The sequence below is a fragment of the Methylobacterium gregans genome, assembly GCF_022179245.1.
Lineage (GTDB): Bacteria > Pseudomonadota > Alphaproteobacteria > Rhizobiales > Beijerinckiaceae > Methylobacterium > Methylobacterium gregans.
Window position 1 is genome coordinate 12,254 of sequence record NZ_BPQM01000065.1, and the last position, 17,598, is coordinate 29,851.

Annotated in this window: 11 protein-coding genes and 2 pseudogenes; 10 read left to right on the top strand and 3 right to left on the bottom strand. The window is 67.1% G+C overall.

Going from position 1 to position 17,598, the window contains the following annotated elements; translation table 11 throughout:
• Positions 1 to 26: 26 nt before the first annotated feature.
• The gene (locus MFF54_RS14260) at positions 27 to 578 is read right to left on the bottom strand and encodes a helix-turn-helix transcriptional regulator (protein WP_238229976.1); all 552 of its coding nucleotides are present in this window, start codon (positions 576 to 578) and stop codon (positions 27 to 29) included.
• Between MFF54_RS14260 and MFF54_RS14265 the strand changes: the two genes are divergently transcribed.
• The 9 genes and pseudogenes from MFF54_RS14265 to MFF54_RS14305 all read left to right on the top strand — a co-directional run bounded on the left by MFF54_RS14265 (position 571) and on the right by MFF54_RS14305 (position 12,313).
• Positions 571 to 1,548: a DUF6634 family protein gene (locus MFF54_RS14265; RefSeq protein WP_003596818.1), complete on the top strand. Its 978-nt coding sequence runs from the start codon at positions 571 to 573 to the stop codon at positions 1,546 to 1,548. The two genes, MFF54_RS14260 and MFF54_RS14265, sit on opposite strands and share 8 nt — an antisense overlap.
• Positions 1,549 to 1,681: 133 nt before the next feature.
• Positions 1,682 to 2,956, top strand: a complete 1,275-nt coding sequence (locus tag MFF54_RS14270) for a metallophosphoesterase (protein ID WP_003596816.1) — start codon at positions 1,682 to 1,684, stop codon at positions 2,954 to 2,956.
• A gap of 244 nt (positions 2,957 to 3,200) precedes the next feature.
• Positions 3,201 to 4,160, top strand: coding sequence for a metallophosphoesterase family protein (locus MFF54_RS14275; protein WP_238224432.1), 960 nt, complete (start codon positions 3,201 to 3,203; stop codon positions 4,158 to 4,160).
• A 269-nt stretch (positions 4,161 to 4,429) separates the two neighbouring features.
• A complete protein-coding gene (locus MFF54_RS14280) occupies positions 4,430 to 5,026 on the top strand; it encodes a hypothetical protein (RefSeq protein ID WP_012455871.1) in 597 nt (198 codons plus the stop codon).
• A gap of 48 nt (positions 5,027 to 5,074) precedes the next feature.
• Complete coding sequence (locus MFF54_RS14285; protein ID WP_003596813.1) at positions 5,075 to 7,156, top strand: AAA family ATPase; 2,082 nt, start codon at positions 5,075 to 5,077, stop codon at positions 7,154 to 7,156.
• 144 nt (positions 7,157 to 7,300) lie between these two features.
• Positions 7,301 to 8,185 carry a 3'-5' exonuclease gene (locus MFF54_RS14290; RefSeq protein ID WP_231343940.1) on the top strand — a complete coding sequence of 295 codons (885 nt, stop codon included), beginning with the start codon at positions 7,301 to 7,303 and terminating at the stop codon, positions 8,183 to 8,185.
• 221 nt (positions 8,186 to 8,406) lie between these two features.
• Positions 8,407 to 8,886: pseudogene (locus MFF54_RS14295) on the top strand (hypothetical protein); the annotation flags it as partial.
• Between the two features lie 2,029 nt (positions 8,887 to 10,915).
• Positions 10,916 to 11,998: pseudogene (locus tag MFF54_RS14300) on the top strand (IS630 family transposase).
• Positions 11,999 to 12,064: 66 nt separating this feature from the next.
• Complete coding sequence (locus MFF54_RS14305; RefSeq protein ID WP_003596801.1) at positions 12,065 to 12,313, top strand: hypothetical protein; 249 nt, start codon at positions 12,065 to 12,067, stop codon at positions 12,311 to 12,313.
• A gap of 90 nt (positions 12,314 to 12,403) precedes the next feature.
• Here the strand turns inward: MFF54_RS14305 and MFF54_RS27655 are convergent, their stop codons facing one another.
• Positions 12,404 to 12,535, bottom strand: a complete 132-nt coding sequence (locus MFF54_RS27655) for a hypothetical protein (protein ID WP_276518062.1) — start codon at positions 12,533 to 12,535, stop codon at positions 12,404 to 12,406.
• A 1,709-nt stretch (positions 12,536 to 14,244) separates the two neighbouring features.
• Here MFF54_RS27655 and MFF54_RS14310 point away from each other — a divergent pair.
• Positions 14,245 to 16,833: a recombinase family protein gene (locus MFF54_RS14310; RefSeq protein WP_012455870.1), complete on the top strand. Its 2,589-nt coding sequence runs from the start codon at positions 14,245 to 14,247 to the stop codon at positions 16,831 to 16,833.
• A 167-nt stretch (positions 16,834 to 17,000) separates the two neighbouring features.
• On the opposite strand, the gene MFF54_RS14315 is transcribed toward MFF54_RS14310, so the two are convergent.
• Positions 17,001 to 17,438, bottom strand: a complete 438-nt coding sequence (locus MFF54_RS14315; RefSeq protein WP_012455869.1) for an EamA family transporter — start codon at positions 17,436 to 17,438, stop codon at positions 17,001 to 17,003.
• Between the last annotated feature and the right edge of the window lie 160 nt (positions 17,439 to 17,598).

Below are 17,598 nucleotides of genomic sequence, written 5' to 3' on the forward strand. Positions count from 1 at the left end.
GAACCGCCACCGGGGGATTTCGAGCCTCAATCCCCCTGCGACGCACGCCTGCCGCGGGCGGGGCGCGGCTTGGCGGAACCGCCCGAGGGACCCGGGTCGGAGACGATCCCGGCTTCCTGGACTCCCTGTCCGAAGGGAGCCGCCGGGACGCCCGCCTCCGTTCTCCGCCCGCTCACGATCACGCCGACGTATCCCTCGCCCGCGATGAAACGGGCGCCCGCGCCGCGAAGGGCCGCGACCAAGCGCTTCGCAAGCGCGACTCGGATCGCGATGAAGCCGTTCTCGTAGTCGTTGATCGACTTCTTCGAAACGCGCGCCAGCAGGTGAAGCTCCTGCTGGGTGAGACCGACCAGCAGGCGGGCGGCTTGGCATAGGTATCCTGGCACGGTCCGGTCCGGAGGGAAATCCGCAGCCGAGGCGAAGTCCACTCCCCGAGGCGCGTCGGGCGAGGCTTGAAAGATTTTTATAGCACAGGTATAATTGGGAACTTCAACAAGCACCGCCGACTGCCCGCCCCCGCCCGACTGATCGTCGAGCGGGAGGGCCGCTTTCCGCCTTTGGGGTTTCGCCATGATCATCGCGCTGTTCGGCGGCGATGGCCGTGCCGTTGGCACGCACGCCGCCTTCCTGATTGCCCGTGCCGCAGCCTCGGTCGGCACCGCCACGACGCTCCTGCGCGTCGTAGGCGCGCACGAATCCCGGCTGCCTCGACTCGACAGCGTGCCGGACACGCTGCGCGTTGTCGAGCTTTGCAGGGACGGTCCCTCCTTCGCAGAGGACTTCCCGCGGGAAGCGGCCGCCGATCCCGCGCGACGCCTCGTGGTGCTCGACCTGCCGCCAGGGTGGGCGGCGGACTGCCCGGTTGATCTCGGGGAATGTCCCAGGGTGATCGCCGTCGGACCGTCCGTCCTCGAACGCGCCATGGCCGTGTCCATGCTGCGCGCGACCGCGCATGCCGCCGTCCCTTGGCTGCTGGGGTGCGGTTTCCCCTCACTCGGAGCGTCCGACCGAACCGTGCGCGACACGGCGGCGGCCGCGGGCCTGGACGACACCTCGATCCGCGTGATCCCTCGCGGCCTGCCGGCTCCGCTGCGGGACGCCGCCGCCCCGGCCCATGGATCCCTGCTCGCGTCCCTGTCCGTTCGCGCTGCGCTTCGCGTGCTGAACGCGGTCGTACCCGGTGCGGTCCCGATGCCGGGGCATCCCGGCGACGTCATCGCTCCCGTCCTGGCCGGGATGGGCGAGGCGGACCGCCGCGACGCGCAGGACCGGCTCCGGGACCTTGCCGATGCCTTGGACGCCGCGGAGGACGGCGAATACCCGTCCGCGGAGGAACTCGCCGCCGCCCCCGTCCTTGAGGAATGGGAGTTCGGGATGCGGCCGGTCGCGGCGCTCGTCGGTCGCGTCACGCACCATCCGGACTTTCCCCCAGGTCGCCGGGTCCGAACCTCGGAAGTCTACGTTTCCGACCGTCGTACCTGGGCGCGCACCTATTCCAGGCTCTACCGCCTGGGACGGCCCGCCGGTCCGCGTCCCTCCCTGCAGTAGCGCACCGTCTCCCTTTCCGTCGAGGCGGGTCGCCCCTCCCTCGCTCGAAAGGCGGAAGCCGGTCCCGCCCGTCGAGATGTGGGCGGGGGAGCCCTCGCCGCCTGTCCGGGCGGCCATGCGAGGATGTCAGGAGATGCCCGTGCACCCCCAAGGCGAACGTCGCTGGGCGCTGCCGGCGGCGGGCGGTTCGACGTCCCTCACCAGGTTGTGGCGGACGGTCGGACCGGGCGCCCTCGCGCCCGATCTGGCCAAGCCGTTGCTGGCTGCGGCGACGGCTGCCCTCCAAGGGTCCGGTCCCTCCGTGGCCGCCTCGGAATGGGAAGACGCCCCGGCGGCGCTCCGCGACGCCCGGGCGGTCCTCGGACGATGCGGTCCGGCGCATCCCGACGTCGACGTGGTCGCCACCGCGGCGCTCGCGCTGGCGCTTCGCGGCGAAAAGGCTGCCGCGACGTTCCTCGCCGATGCGCTCGACCGTCTCGCCGCCGACGGGACGGGCGGACCGCACCATGCCCGGTTCGCCTATGCGTGGCGGTCCCGGGTGGAACTTAAGCCGGCGGGCGTCTCCGCCGGGAGCGACGACGGGGCGCCGGACCGGCTGCGGCTTCCGGGTGACGACACCGAGGGAGAACCGATGCGCCTATGGATCTTTTCGGACCTGCACATCGACATCGGGAGTCCATGGACCCCAGCCTCGATCCCCGGGGCCGATCTCGCGGTGGTCGCCGGCGACGTCGGCGAGGGCCTCGTCAAGTCAATCGCGTGGCTCGCCGCGACGGTCCGGCCGCATATGCCGGTCGCGTTCGTGGCCGGAAACCATGAATTCTACCGTCGATGCCTGCCGGACGAGTTGCAGGCGGGGCGCGCGGCCGCGATGGAGGCCGGAATTCACCTCCTGGAGAACGACACCGTCCGCTTCGGCGACGTCGTGGTCTCGGGATGCACCCTGTGGACGGATTACGAGCTCGACGGACCGGCGACGCGGGTCCCCGCCATGCGGGACGCACGCGTGGGCCTCAACGATCACCGCCTCATCGCCTGGAGCCGCAAGCCGGAGTGGCGGCGGTTCCGGCCGGAGGAGGCGCTCGCGCTGCACCTCGCGTCACGCCGCTTCCTCGAAACCGCGCTCCGGTCCGCCGCGGACGCGACGACGCGGGCGCACGTCGTGGTCACGCATCACGCTCCCGCGGCGGGGAGCGTCGCGCCGCGGTTCCTCGGCAAGCCGCTCAATGCCGCCTACGCGTCGCGGTTGGACGACCTGATCGAGGCCGGTCGGCCTTCGCTCTGGGTCCACGGGCACACCCATACGCCGTTCGACTACCGCCTCGGCGGGACCCGCGTGCTCTGCAACCCGCGAGGATATCCCGGCGAGAACCCGCGCTTCCAGCCCGGGCTGGTCGTCGAGGTCTGAGACCGCCCGGGGCGGCCGCCCCGCCCTGACTGCCTCCCGCAAGCCGAGAACCGATGGAGACGCCCTTGCCGGACTTCGCCCGTGAGCCTCGTGCGCTAGGATGCCGGGGAGCACCTCCGCCGCATCCCATTCCGTTCCGCTCCCAGGGCTCGACCGGAACGGGATCGGCGGCCGCCGGGGGCCTACGATGACGCGGCATGTTCGCCCCCCTCGTCGTGTTCCGGGCGCCGAGGTCCCGGAGCCGTTGCCGCTTCCGTTTCGGCCCCGAGCGCGGATCGACCCGACGCCCGAGGTGCGGACGGCCTGTCCAGGACCGGCCTCCGTCGGGAGCCGAAGGGAGAACGCGAGGTTCTGGATCCTGTCCGACCTGCTCATCGACCGCAATCCCGGGTTCCGGCTCCCCGATCCGCTTCCCGAGTTCGACGTCCTGCTGGTGGCGGGCGGAGTGGCCATAGGGCTGGACGTCGCGTTGAACTGGTTGGCGCGCGCCCTGGACGGCAGACAGGGAAACAGGCCCGTCCTGATGGTGGCGGGCAGCGCGGAGCTGTGGTCCGAGACGCCCATGGTGGAGGCGGTCGCCCGCGGCCGGGACCTCGCCCGGGACCTCGGCATCCACCTGCTCGCCGACGATGCGGTACGCATCGGTCCCGAGGCCGGCGGCGGGACCGTGGTGGTCGGGGCGACCCTGTGGACCGACTGGTGCCTCGAAGGGAGCTTCGAGGGCCGCCTAGCCAGGGTCGCGGCCCGCCACAGCTGGGCGGATTGCCGGCGCGTCCTGCTTCGGCGGGGGCGCCCGTGGTCGCCGCTCGACGCCCTCGGGGCCCATGCAAGGTCGCGGGGATACATCGAGGACGCCCTCACCAGCATCGTGTGTCAATCGCTGAACGTCGCGAGGGGACCCGGGACGCTCGTGCCCGGTGTTCGCCCCGGGGACCGCGCCGTCGTGCTCACCCACTTCGCGCCTTCACGCCGTTCGCTGCCCGACGCCTGGACGGGATGGCTCGGGGACGCCTGGCTGGCAGCCTCGCATGCCTCGGACCTGGAGGATGTCATGCACGCCTGGGGGGCGCCGACGCTCTGGGTCCACGGCCGGGCCGTCGCCCCGGCGGATTACCGCATCGGCCGGACCAGGGTCGTCGCCAATCCCTTGCGGCGGTGGGATGCGGCCGATGCCTTCGACCCAGCCTTGGTGGTCGAGGCCTGAGATGGGAACGTCGACCTACGGCCCAGGGCCGCCCGCACCAAGCTCCCCGGACAGGCCGACGGGCATCGGGAGCCGGGAAAGGTTGGGCCGGTACGGCGCCCATCGCTGACTTCCCGCCTCGGGCTGCCGCCGCCACGACTTTTCCCGGCCGCCAAAGACAGCAATGGCTTGATCGTCTTATATACCGCAGGTATAATATAAGCATTCTCGAACGTCGTGGGCATTCCAACAGCCGGGCCAACCGGGCTGGGCGCTGTGAAACCGAGCCCGTGCGCAGCGCGGCGACCGCCTATTCGCCCATCGGGTCGTTCCGGCTCCCCGTGGGGGCACGGGCCAAGTTTTTCGAAAGCGTGACGGATTCGCTGACCGCCTTGGAACGGGCGGGGCCGCTGGAGGTGGACATGGCATCGGAGCCTGGCCGAGTGGTTTCGACTTCGGTTTTGCGGCACGCGATCCGAACCCCGCGGCGCGGCGTGCCGCCCGTGGTCGAAGTCGGCGTGGTGGCGGCTTGGCGTACGTACCCGCCCGGACGCCTCGACCGGGCGGAAGCAACGGCCCTCGCGCGGCTGCTGGCGACGACGTCGATACTCGGCGAAACGCGCTGGTCCGCGGCAAGGGACGGGGACGCGGCCGCGGCCACGGCGCTCGCCATCCGTCACGTCCGCACGTGCGGCGCGGCTTCGGTCGCGTCGGATCTCGTGATGGGCAATCTCCTGCTGATGGCCGAGCGCGGCGACGCGACCGCGCCGGCGGTCATCGCCTACGCCCTGCGCGCGCTGGCACGGCGCAGCGCCGACGAGCGCCGGCTCATGCGGCTCGCGGCGCGATGGGCGCGACCGAGGATGCGCAAGTCTCGCCGCCGCTGAACCATCGGCCCCCCACCATCGAAGTCCCGTGCGAAGCCGGAGGATGCCATGCCCGAACCGAACGAGGCGGCCTGCGCGATGGCGCGCGCCTTCGTCGAGGCGTTGCGGAAGGAAGCCGCGAGCCCGGATCCATCATGGTGCCTGGACGAAGCCGAGCTCGACGCGCTCGCGCTCGGCCGGCGGGAGGCATCACTCATGCCCCGGCTGGCCGCCGACGTCGTGGCCGCCGCGGTCATGCTGGGGCGCGCGTTCGCTCCGGCAGGACCTCCCGCGGCCGATGACGGCTTCCCCGTCCTACTGGTGCGCGTATCCTCTCCGGATTGGGTGGAGCCGATGCGGTGCGTCGTGGGACCCTGCCTCCTCGGACTGGGATGGAGGGTTCGGGATGGCGAGGGCGGGCGCGGGGCCTGGAACGACCGCAGCCGGCGGGAGGTCGTCGTGTTCGCGCGTGACGGGGCCTCGCGCGAGCATAGGCCCGACCGCGGCAACGAAACCGTCGGCGCGGCCGTGGTCGCCGGCGTCCCGCTCATCGGCGTCGCGTCGGATCCCGCCAGGACGCTGCCGCGCGACTTCCTGCGCGCCGTCGACCGGGAGGTTCTCGTCGCTCCGCTCGACGCCGAGGTGCTGAGCCTGGTGATCGAGGCGGTGACCGGCGAGGTTCCGCCCCTCGCCGCGCTCGGGGACTGCGTGGCGGTCCGGGCCGCCGCCGACCTTCGGCTCGGTATCCGCCCGGGTCGCGGGGCATCCGAGGCCCTGGAGCGCCTCGGGCGTTCGCGCCTGCGAGAGAGGCAGCGCACCGCGAACGCGCCCCGCCTTGAGGACTCGCTCGGTCTCGGAGCCGCCCGGGATTGGGGGCTCGGCCTGGTGGCGGACCTACGGTCGTGGCACGAGGGGATCATCCCGTTCGCCGCCTGTGAATCGGCCGCCCTCGTCAGCGGGCCGCCCGGCACGGGCAAAACACGGTTCGCGGCGGCCCTGGCCCGAAGCGCGAACCTACCGCTTCATCCGGGCTCCCTCGCGCAGTGGCAGGGCTCCCGTGACGGACATCTTGGCCATACCCTGGGCGCCATGCGGCAGTTCTTCGAGGAAGCGCGGCGGTCGCCTTGCGTGGTCCTGATCGACGAGCTCGATTCCTTTGGAGATAGGAATACTTTCTCAGAACATCATCGCGATTACTCCAGCCAGGTCGTCAACGCCCTCCTGGAACACCTCGACGGCGCCGTCGGCCGCGAAGGGGTCGTCGTCGTCGGCACGACCAACCATCCTTCGAGGATCGATCCTGCGATCTTGCGCTCGGGGCGGCTTGAACGGCACTTTCGGATCGAGCTTCCCGGTCTCGACGCGCTGACCGGCATGCTGGTCCAGTATCTCGGGACCGACGCCGATGACCTCGACCTTGCGCCGGTGGTCCCGCTGCTGCGGGGCATGACGGGTGCCGACGTCGAGGCGCTGGTGCGGCGGGCGCGTGGCAGCGCGCGACGGGCCGGCCGCACCCTCACGGTGGACGACATCCTGGCAGGCTCCTCGGATGGGACGCCGGCGCTCGGGGATGGGCTCCGGATGCGCTGCGCCGTCCACGAGGCCGGGCATGCGGTCGCGCTCCTGGCCAGCGGCGCGAGCGGACCGGTGACGCTAACCATCGCCCCGACCGGCGGCCTGACCGAGCATGCGCTCGTCGATGCCTACGGAGCCCTGACCGAGGGCGACTTCGAACGGTCCCTGGTGATGATCCTGTCGGGCCGCGCGGCCGAGGAGGTGCTCCTGGGCGACGTCTCCGCCGGCGCGGTCTCGGATCTCGCCGAGGCGACCCGATGCGCCGCGGCGATGGAGGCGTCGTGGGGGTTCTCGGCCGATTTCCCGCTGCTGTCCCTGGCCCCCGCCCAGGACATCGACCTGGCCCGGATGCCCTGGCTGATGCGCCCGGTCCTTGAGCGGCTCCGGCTGGCCTACGAGCGCGCGTGCGACCTCATGCGGACCGAGCGCCTCGCCCTCGAACGGATCGCGGAGGCCCTGTTCCGCACGGCCTACCTCGACGACGCGGCCATTCGGGCGTTGTTCTCGGGAAAGGCCGCCTCCCCCCGACGCCGCGCCGGTCCGGGCCGCGGTGCCCACCGCACGCACGACATCTGAAGTGGAGAGGCCATGACGTCCTTCGTACGCCGACCGATTGCATGCCGGGACCCGTCCGCGTCGCGCTCACCCGCCCGTCGCCCGCTCGCGGAACGGACGTTGTTCGACGCCGCCTCACCCGGGGCGGAGCCGCGCCCTGACACCATGCGACATCCCTTGCGCCGCCGCGACTTCGACGAGGGCAGCCCGGACACGTTGATGATGCTCGACATCGAGACCGTTCCGGACCCGATCCTAACGCCCGCGGATTGGCCGGCCGACCGGTTTCCAAAGGCCATGTGGCATCAGGTCGTCGCCATCTCGGTGATCGAGGCGGGGGTCGGTCGGGAGCCGGGCACGGGGGTCGAGACCTACGAGTTGCGGTCCTGCCGCAGCGGCGGCGAACCGGGATGGGACGAGGCACGTCTGCTGCGCGCCTTCTGGCGGCTTTTCGAGGGGGGACGCTACAGGCTCGTCACCTGGAACGGCAGGGCGTTCGACATGCCGGTGGTCCTCGCCCGCTCGTTGATGCACGGTCTCGCGGCCCCCGCATGGTTTCTTCGCGGAACGCGCTGGGCCAATTACGGGCAGCGCTACGCCCAGGACTGGCACCTCGACCTCATGGATGCGATCTCAGCCTTCGGGGCGGCCTCGCGTCTCACCCTGGAGGAGGCTGCGGCGGCGGTCGGCGCACCGGGCAAGATGGGCGAGCACGGGTCCTGCGTCGCCGAATTGGTCGCGCGCGACGAACTCGGTCGGGTGCGGGACTACTGCGAGACCGACGTGGCGAACCTCTACGTCATCTTCATGCGCTGGGCGCATCTGACGGGCAGGACGGATGCCGCGGGCCACGATGCAGCCGTGGAGGGATTCCTGCGCTACCTCGATGCGGAGGGGCCGGCCCGCCCGCACTTGGCGGCCTTCGCGCAGGAATGGCGACGGACTGGATCGCGCGCGCCGATGCATGTGGGTCGAACGACCGGGTCGGGTGCGGTGGTGGCTGGTCCGGACACCTGTCACGGAGCTCGACGGAGCTCGCTTGGGGCCTGAGGGCCGGGTCGCGGAGTAGCCAATCCTCGGGATGCCCCATGAGCGGGCGGCGGGACGCAGGTCCCGCGCCCGGATCCGCCGGTCCGGCGTGAGACCGCGATAAAACCGGGCGTTAGCCACGAGTGAGTCGAAGGCGTCGAAAGCCATCGGGGTAAATCGACCGTAATGGCTGGCGTGCGAAGGATCGGGCAACGGCCAGCAAGCCCAGGGGGGAACAGCCGATGACCCTGCCGCGCCTTTCGCGACCACTTGAATATAGCCGCGCTTGGGTGGCGCTCGGGGTCCTGGCACCTATCGGCGTGCTGATCGTGTCGGCGTCGATGCTCCTCGATCTTCGTCGCGATGCCTGGGACAAGGCCGAGCAGACCTCCAGGAACCTCATGCAGGTCATCGAACGCGACATCGCCCGCAACGTCGAGATCATCGACCTTTCGCTGCGGGCCGTCGTCGACAACCTGCGCGCGCCCGAGACCGCGGAAGCGAGCCCGAAGGCACGGCAGATGATCCTGTTCGACCGTGCCGCGAGCGCCAGGGACCTCGGCGTGATGCTGGTCCTGGACGGGAACGGCGACAGCAGCCTCGTGATCACTCAGAACCAGTACGCTGCCTGTGTCGCTGCTCGCTCAGACGTGATCACCGCGCAAACCCAGCTTCAGACAACCGAAGCCTTGAGCATTGCGGTCGAGCTCAGCCGGGCGACACTGACGACGAACAAATGAAGACTATGAGAAGTCGCCTCGCAGATGATGACGCAACTAGATCGCAAAATCGATATCAGACTGAGCCGAAACCGGATCTACCGTTGAGCATCCGGCCCCGACGACAAATAATAGTATAGCAGGCACACTCGACCGTGCTCAGTAACCGTAGTGGTAATCAAAGCTCGGAGCGTAACCACAACCGTAGTGGCCGTAGTATGGGCTGTGCGCCACGAGCCCATCGAGCGCCAAGCCACCGATCAATCCAGCTGCAACGGGGACCCCGTAGTAACCCCGCCTATGGCCGTAATGTCCGTGTCCTCTGCGGTAGCCGCGACCGCTATAGTAGCGGCGCCCATAGCCAAAACCACCATACCCATAAGTGCGACCGTGGCCGCCATAGTACCTGCGGCCTCCGCCATGGCCGCCATAAAACCCATGTCCTCCGCCATAGCCGCCATGATGGCCTTCAGCCTGGGCCGCACTCGGAATGGCCACGAGGCTGATGACGAGCGTGACCGTCAGAAGGCCGACACTCAGTGCCGTCTTCACCCTACCAAGACGAGCCATAACTATTTCTCCTTTGCGTTGCGCGTCCCTTCCCGAAGACTCGTTTGAGCGGGTCAAGGCCCTCTGCCTTGCCCAACGCCTGAACGCACGGGTGCGATCCGGCAGGCTCTGCTGAATGGTGTTTTCATCCCACCTCGCCCGCGCGCTTGGCAGGAGCGTTCCATCACATGACTTCGAAGAAAGCAAATAAGGTGAAGAGTTATACAGTAATAAAAATATATTTTATAGCCACAGCTAAGCTGTAAATTCCCCTTGTTTGTACGTCAGCTTCAGAAGCAACTGAATTGATCTGTGCTAGTCGGCCTAGACAATATCGTTGAAATGTAGACGAGGGGCGACCTGTAATGGCCACCCGTCGCTTATTCACAGCTCTTTTTATCTCAAGGCGTCAGTGACGTTCCCGCGGGGCATCGCCATGGTGTCCCTCTCGACGCTCTTCGTGGTGCTCTCTGCGAGGTTCATGATGGCCGCCCTCGCTACGCTCTTCGACAACGCGTCGTCCGTGGCTATCGCCTTCCACCCGAACCCCGCCCGGATTGACATCGATATGCTGAGCGAAGACTGCTGTTGGAGATACGGCAAAGGCCGCAGCGATCATTGCTCTTGCTGACTTTTTCATCACGACATCATTCTCCTGTGCTCGGATTTGGAAGAAAAAACATGGCTGTGCTTTGCTTCCGGATCGGATTTCGTTACGTCGGAGAATTATTCTGAGTAACGAACTATTTGCCGTCATCCGATGACTGAGTCCCGCCAACCTCGCCTAATGCTTGGGCTCAAGACAATCTTTGCGGGATCAAGCTTCTAGTTTGTGTCCCTAGTGGCCACCACCCCTGTGATGACCGCCGCCACCCGAGCGTCCGTGCCCACCGGAATAGCCATGTCGCCGACCGCCGCCGTGCCCACTGTACGATCTGCGATGTCCGCCGCCATAGCCGTGCCGACCGCCGCCACCGTGACCGCCGTAGCCGCCACCATGACCGCGGGAATGACCGTAGCCATGGCCTTGGGCGGCTGCCGGTTCGGGGATTGTTGCCAAGCCAAAGCCTAGTGCGAGCGCAGCAAAGCCAGCGATGAGTGAGGCTCTGAATTTAGACGTACGTGTCATGGAATAAACTCCGCAATTACGGGGATCGATTTCGTGTGGCGACCTTGGCAGGTTCAACGACCGCCGCCGAAGACGATGTGAACAGCGAGCGGCGGCGGGTGCGCATTTCCTACAGGCACGTAACGCTCGACGGGACGGAAAAGTCGAAGTCTCGTTCCAAAATGATCCGCAAACGGCCGTTTTCGGCGCAAAGCCGGCGACGAGCGAGGCAACCAGGAATTGCTGCGCTTAAATTGTCCCGCATCTCTGCTGCACAATCAGCGTACCCATAATACCAATCGGTACGGGTGAGGACTCGCGGGTTTACGCGGAAGCGGCGGATGTGATTCGATGTGGCAAGCTAGGAGGTTTGCCATGTCGAAGGCCGTGGATCTGCGCGAGGATTTCGATGCGGATACCCTGCGACGTCTGGCGCGGAAGAGCCGCGATGCCGGTCAGAGCCGGCGGCTTCTCGCGCTGGCCGCGATCTACGAGGGTGGGAGCCGGACGCAGGCCTCGCGGATCGGCGCGGTCGGCCTGCAGACGGTGCGCGACTGGGTGCTGGCCTTCAACGCGGCCGGGCCGGACGGCCTGATCGAGCGCAAAAAGCCCGGCCCGCGGTTCAAGCTCGACGCGGCCCAGCGGCAGGCGCTCGCGGTTGCCATCGAGGAAGGGCCGGACCTGCAACGGGACGGCGTGGTGCGCTGGCGGCTGAAGGACTTGGCGGCTTGGCTGTTCGCGCGCTTCGGCGTCAGCCTCGACGAGAGCAGTGTCGGACGGGAGGTGAAGCGGATGGGCTATGCCAAGCTGTCGGCCCGTCCGCGCCATCATCAGCAGGACCCGGCGGCGCTGACGGCGTTTAAAAAAACCTCCCCGCCCGCGTGAGCGCGATCCGCGCCCAACTGCCAGTCGACACGCCGCTCGAACTCTGGTGGCAGGACGTCCTTCGAGAGCCTCAGGATGAGAGCCCGCGTCGGTCAGAAGAACACGGTCCCGCGCCGGTGGGCGCGCAAGGGCAGCCGGCCCACGGCGCCCAAGGATCAGCGCACGGCGTCCGCCTACATCTTCGGGGCGATCTGTCCCGAGAAGGGCAAGGACGCCGGTCTCGTCCTGCCCCGCTGCGCCACACCGGCCATGAACGCGCATCTGGCCGAAATCAGCCGCGCCGTCGATCCCGGCGCGCACGCCGTCCAAATCCTCGACGGCGCCGGCTGGCACGTCGCCGCCGACCTCGTCGTCCCCGACAACTTCACCTTGCTGACGCTGCCGTCTCATGCGCCCGAACTCAACCCGGTCGAGAATGTCTGGCAGTTCCTGCGCGAGAACTGGCTCGGCGACCGGATCTTCGACTCCTACGAGGACATCCTCGATCAATGCTGCGAGGCTTGGAACAAGCTCGTCGCACAGCCTTGGATGATCATGTCGCTCGGACTGCGCGAATGGGCCTATCGGTTATGAACCATGCCGATTGGTATTAGCCGGCGCTTGGACCACGTGCGTTCTGAGGAGTTCTGGGATCGCGTGATGCACGAAGCCTACGAGATCCTGCCTGCGCAAGGCAGCATGTCGGTTGCGGACATCATGGTTCGGCTGCGAATGACGACGCTGAAGGGCGGCCGCTTGGTCAAGGAAGCGCTATCCGAGGGGATGCCGCGCAAGAAGATCGAGATCAGCGTCGAATACGAGCGATACTTCCAGAGGGTTGGCAAGGACGCCTATGCGCGCCTCCCAGGCTGGGACGGCGCGCTGGGCAAGCGGACGCGCGCCGGGTAGGGTTGGCGAAGTGTCCGGCGCCTCCCGAGAGCGCCGGCGGGCTAAACTCACCTGGACCTCAGGAAGGATTGGCGCAGCTTCGGCCCTGCGTCACCAAAGGTCCTCCTCGTCGAGACGCTGCAGGGCCGAAACATGCAGCCGCAAGCTGTCCGATAGCTCGCCTCGGACCAAGGCGAGGTCCCCGAGTTCGTCGAACGCGACGTCGAGCAGTTCGGGACCCATCACCTCGACGAAGGCTCCTTGGGTCTCCTCATCGTATTCGGTGGATTCGACGACGCGATCTGATACCGCCCTCAGCCTGCCCAACCGTTCCCTGGTCGGCGGAAGGCGCCGGCGTGTGGCCCTTCCGGTTGAGCTTGACGGAGCCTTATCCTGCTCAACGTCGCGCGGACTCGCGTGCCTCATCGTCTCACTCCCGTTGCTAGAGTGCGCTTCGTGTCTGGGGAACCGGAGTCGTAAATCGTCTGACACCGGTCGCGGCCATGTGCTCGCGGTCGGTGCGGTTGATCTGCAGGGCGGGGCAGCCTACCGCCCGGGGGACTTCGACGTCGCGATACCGTCCGACCACTGGCGCAGGGGCAGCCAAACCCTATCGGCACTTGGCGGCACCAGCGTCGTATTTATATCGCCAGTATATTCTACCGCCGATCCGCCTGCTTGACCATCACCCTCGCCGCGCCGGACCAGGATGGTCGTGTCGACCTGTGGATTGCGGGAACTTCGGTAAGGGGAATTCGGCAACGGCCCGGCAGCACCGACGACAGGCATAGGGTCAGTGCTCTCCGGGATGGCCCTGGGGGCCATCGGTTCCCACGTCATCTCGGTCAGCGGCTGTGCTTTTGCTCCTCAGGAGCAGGCCGATTGCTCCGAGCCTAGCCGCCCGGCAAACGTCGTGAATGCCCTTCACGGGCTGCTTGGTACGGACCGAAGCCGACGCCCTGGACACCTGCCCGTACCGACGGAGCATTCGCAACGGGGACTGGGACGACAAGGTCGGAGGTGGCGCTCGCGGATATCGCAAGTCGGGTGGCGGTTCCGCGGCGTCGTAACGCGCCATACCGCTTCCGCATCGACCTTTGAGGTTCATCGAGAACGGGAACGGTCTCTTGAAACTGGACAGGCTACCTTCGGCACCGCGTGCGGCCGCGATGCCCTTTCGTCCCGTCGGTCGCCGCACATGGCGACGAGTTCCGGATCGGCCTCCGGTATTGCAGTTATATATACCTGCGGTATAATTAGAGACTTCACCCACGTTTCGTCGATGCGGCGCGGCCGTCCCAGAAGGGGCGGCCGCCGCGCGTTTCTCGTACGCCTGCCGCCATGCGCGATCCAGGGGTAATTTCAATGGAACAGGGGGAGCGAACGATGTCGTTCGGCATCCAGAGGTTTCGGGGCGAATCGTCCAGTTCAGGACGGCCGCTCACGGTCTTAGACGCATTGTTCGAGGGCTTGGTGGGGATGGCCGCCGAACGGTCGGACGCCCAAAGGCTGGACGCGCGCGGACAGGATAGGAAAGTTGCCGGTCGGGACTTGTACGCGGGCGACCTGGAATTAGATGTCGCCGTGACGCGAAATGCTCCGGCCAGGATGCGAAATTCACGTCGCGATGGTGCAGCGGAGACCCGGCCCCGTGGACGGGAGAGACGAAAATCACGGCCAAGCGCCCGAAGTCGGTTGTCGGCGGGAGCTAGCCGAAGCGTACGTTGCGCCGCGCGGCATGGATTCGAACGCCGGTCGCTACCGGGATGCCTGGAAGGATGACCGCTTGCGACCCGGCCATGTGCGTCGAGGAGAACGTGACGGTCTCGGGCGGAGTCAAACGAAAGCCATCCGGCGCACCGAGATGGACGTAAAGCGAACCCGCGCACGTCCCGGCTATCGCGTCCTCAGGCAAGCAATTCTTCCTTCTCTTCGCATGGAGCGGCGTTGCGATGGCCCACGGTGAACGGACGACCGACCTGATGCCTGGCGCCGTGGATCTGCGGCAGGTGGTCGATACGACGGCATTGTGCCCTCTGGACCGGTTGGCCCTTCGACGGAACCTGGATGTCGAACGCCGTGACGGCTTCGGCCCACCGGACAAGCTTGTGCCCGTGGGCCTCTACGCTCGCTACTCGTCTAATAAGCAGAAGGAGATGAGCATCGAGCGTCAGGTCAAGGTTGTAACCGCTTACATGAGGAAGCTTGGTTACGCGATTTACGTGCTGTATGACGACCCTGCTCGAAGTGCCCGATCAATGCGTGATCGTGAAAGCCTGCAGCGTTTGCTCGAAGACTGTCGGTCTGGCAAGATAAAAGTCATCATGGTTGAGGACTTTGACCGGTGGTCCCGCGAAACTTACGATGCGGTCGAAGTATGCGAGCAATTGAATGAGCTTGGCGTGGAATTTCATAGCGCCGGCGACTTCAAGGCACTGAACAAGAAGGAGGTCATCGAAGCGGCACTCAAGGCCGAGGCGGATCGGGACCGTCGCACCCTGATCATGGGCATGGGCAGGTTCCAGCACGCTGCCCAGGGCGGCGCCCATTCCGGTGCGTTCTTCGGATATCGGTACGGCGAAGAAAGGGGCTTCCTCGTGCGTCACCCCGAGGAAGAGAAGACCATATTTTCAATCTTTGAAATGGCAGCCGCGGGAATTTCCTACCGAAGCATCGGCCGGATCATGAAGGAACGCGGGGTTGCAGGACCGACGAAGGATTGCAGATGGACGAAATCGACCGTTGCGAACGTTTTGGGCCAGTTGGCCTATACGGGTAGATGGTACTATCCATTTACCTTGAATACGTTCGACCGCAAATCGGGGAAGGTCGCCGTCCAGCGTCGGCATCCGAGCGAGATGACGCGCAACTACTTCGATCACCTTCGAATTGTGCCAGACGATCTGTTTTTCGCTGTCAACGAGAAGCGACGCCCCCGGGGGAAGCAGAAGTTCGAGCACAGCCACTTCTTGGCCGGAAAGGCGACGTGCGACTGCGCCGGGGTCGAAGGCCAGCGGTTCACCTTGGGTGGTCGACAGCTAACCTGCAACGTCTGGTCGGACGGGGGCTGCTGCCCGGCGAGGCGTCACTCCGTTATGCACGAGACCGTGGAGCGCGCCGTCCTCACAGCCGTTTGCGGCAAGCTGCGGTCCTTCGTCGGCGAGGAGGATTTCGCGGCTGCCGTCGACCGCTCGCTACGTGAAGCCTCCGCCGCCCGCCGTGCCGCCCGTGCGGATGTTGAGCGTAAGATTGCGGTCACCCGCGAACAGCTTCGCCGGGCGCTCGTCAAGGAGCTTGAATCGACCTACCCATCCGACCTGTTGTCCGAGGAGAGGAGCCGCCTGACGGGGGAGCTCGCAGACCTTCAGGCCCGTTCGGCGGACCTCGCCGAGCTGCCCGAGGTGGACGAAGCCGGTGAGAGGCTTCGAACGCTTTCCGCCACGTTGGATCACCTTATCGAGCGGGTGCCATTCAGGGCCTTGACGGAGGCGGAGGCGAAGGTCTCCGCCGCCCTTGCCCGCCTCGTCCAGCGGGTGGTGGTCATGCGGGATGGCCGGCCGGCGGGGACCTTGGGCCTGGCCATCCACCTGGACTTCTTGGCGTTCCTACAGGAGGACGGGAGCTGCGGCTCGCCCGGTGTTGGCTTGGACGTGATCCATGTCGATGTCGAGCAGCCGATGGGCCGCCACGTCCGCCTTCGCGAAGACGCCGAGCGGCTTATGGCAAGCGGAGGTTATCGGATCGACGACGCGCGTTGGGCCCTCGTCGCCAAGCACCTCCCGGACGTCACGGGCCACAGGAATGACTCGCGCCACATCCCGACGCGGGCCCTTGTCGACGCCCTCCTGCTCCGGCTCCGGACGGGCCTGCCTTTGCTGTCGGCGGCGTTCGGCGACGCGCCGGAGATGCGGCGTGCACTCTCGCGGTTCGTCTATGCCGCGGGGGACCAGATCCTGATTGACCTCCTTCGCGAGGCGGACCCTTCCTTCGTGGCCGGACTGGACCTCGGCCCGGTCGAGGCCGCGCGGGCGCGCTGGAAGGTTGGCGGTGATGATTGGCGCAAGCGCAGGGGGCCGGCCGCACGCTTCCATGCCCTGGATGGCCAGGATGCGCTCACCGACGAGCAATGGCTGGCCTCGAAGCCGCTGTTGCATTCGTCCATCGAGATCTCGTTCAAGGGCACCCCGGGCATTCCCGGCCGGATGCTGCTGGAGGCGGTGATCCTGGCGCTGCGGACCGGCCTCTCATGGCGGAGGATGCCGGAGCGGTTCGGCGACGAACGGAACCTCACGAATTCCGTGCGCCGGCTGGTCCGCAGCGGAAGTTGGGACCGGTTGTTGGAGCTATGGGCGCTGCGCTTCCCTGAGCTTCTCGACGGCTTGGATGTCGGGCGCTTGGCCAATATGCTCCGGGGCTCGGCAGAGTGGCGGGGCCCGTCACCCAGGCGCTCGCGCTACGCCAGGAACGGCGGCGTGGCCCCGGCCATCCATCGAGCGCGCCGACGCAAGTCGCCTGCCGGGCGGAAGACGGACGCGGCCTAGTCGCCGCCAGCAGTGTTCTTGGACGGCGAGCGTCAAGGGCCTGGACGTTGGGCGCAGGAACGAATGCAGAGAGCGCTCGATGGCGATCGGCCAACGCGCGTGCTGGTCGCGGCGTCCCGGTCGCTCTCCTGCGTACGCCTCCGGGCGAAAGGGCACGCGGCCAGCCTTCAGCTCCTGTAGGCGACCAGGATCGTGCCGGCCGCTATCAGGTCGACGCCCAACCAGTTGGGGACGGTCAGGCGTTCTCCGAGGAACATGATCGCGAAGACCGCCACTAGGACGACGCTCAACTTGTCGATGGGCGCCACGCGGGCGGCATCCCCGAGCTTCAGGGCGCGGAAGTAGCAGAGCCACGATCCACCGTTGGCGAGCCCCGATAGGACAAGAAACAGGTATGTTCGTCCCGAAACTGAATCGAGTGGTTTCCATTGGCCCGTGCCGGCCAAAAGCGCGCCGAGGACGCACAGGATCACCACCGTACGGATGAATGTGGCGAAGTCCGAGTTGATGTTCTCTATCCCGATCTTGGCAAAGATCGCCGTCAGCGCGGCAAATGCCGCCGAGAACAACGCCCAGAACTGCCAGGAGGCCAGCACGACTTTCATGGGCATCTCCGAAAGTCGGAACCGAAAGGGGTCGTGACGAGCAGCCGCCGAACCGAGCAACATGCAACGCTGTTCGACGGTCTTATGCGGATGCCGATGACCCACGGCGCCGTGGCGCTGCCTCGCCCCGCTCCATCTTGCCGGGGCGAGGCAGCGCCAC

Bases quoted from the DNA above. Each gene is read 5' to 3' on its own strand.
- MFF54_RS14260 (WP_238229976.1), bottom strand. From the start codon at position 578: ATGATCATGGCGAAACCCCAAAGGCGGAAAGCGGCCCTCCCGCTCGAC.
- MFF54_RS14290 (WP_231343940.1), top strand. From the start codon at position 7,301: ATGCGACATCCCTTGCGCCGCCGCGACTTCGACGAGGGCAGCCCGGAC.
- MFF54_RS14285 (WP_003596813.1), top strand. From the start codon at position 5,075: ATGCCCGAACCGAACGAGGCGGCCTGCGCGATGGCGCGCGCCTTCGTC.
- MFF54_RS14265 (WP_003596818.1), top strand. From the start codon at position 571: ATGATCATCGCGCTGTTCGGCGGCGATGGCCGTGCCGTTGGCACGCAC.
- MFF54_RS14315 (WP_012455869.1), bottom strand. From the start codon at position 17,438: ATGAAAGTCGTGCTGGCCTCCTGGCAGTTCTGGGCGTTGTTCTCGGCG.
- MFF54_RS14310 (WP_012455870.1), top strand. From the start codon at position 14,245: ATGGCCCACGGTGAACGGACGACCGACCTGATGCCTGGCGCCGTGGAT.
- MFF54_RS27655 (WP_276518062.1), bottom strand. From the start codon at position 12,535: ATGGGTCCCGAACTGCTCGACGTCGCGTTCGACGAACTCGGGGACCTC.
- MFF54_RS14305 (WP_003596801.1), top strand. From the start codon at position 12,065: ATGCACGAAGCCTACGAGATCCTGCCTGCGCAAGGCAGCATGTCGGTT.
- MFF54_RS14270 (WP_003596816.1), top strand. From the start codon at position 1,682: ATGCCCGTGCACCCCCAAGGCGAACGTCGCTGGGCGCTGCCGGCGGCG.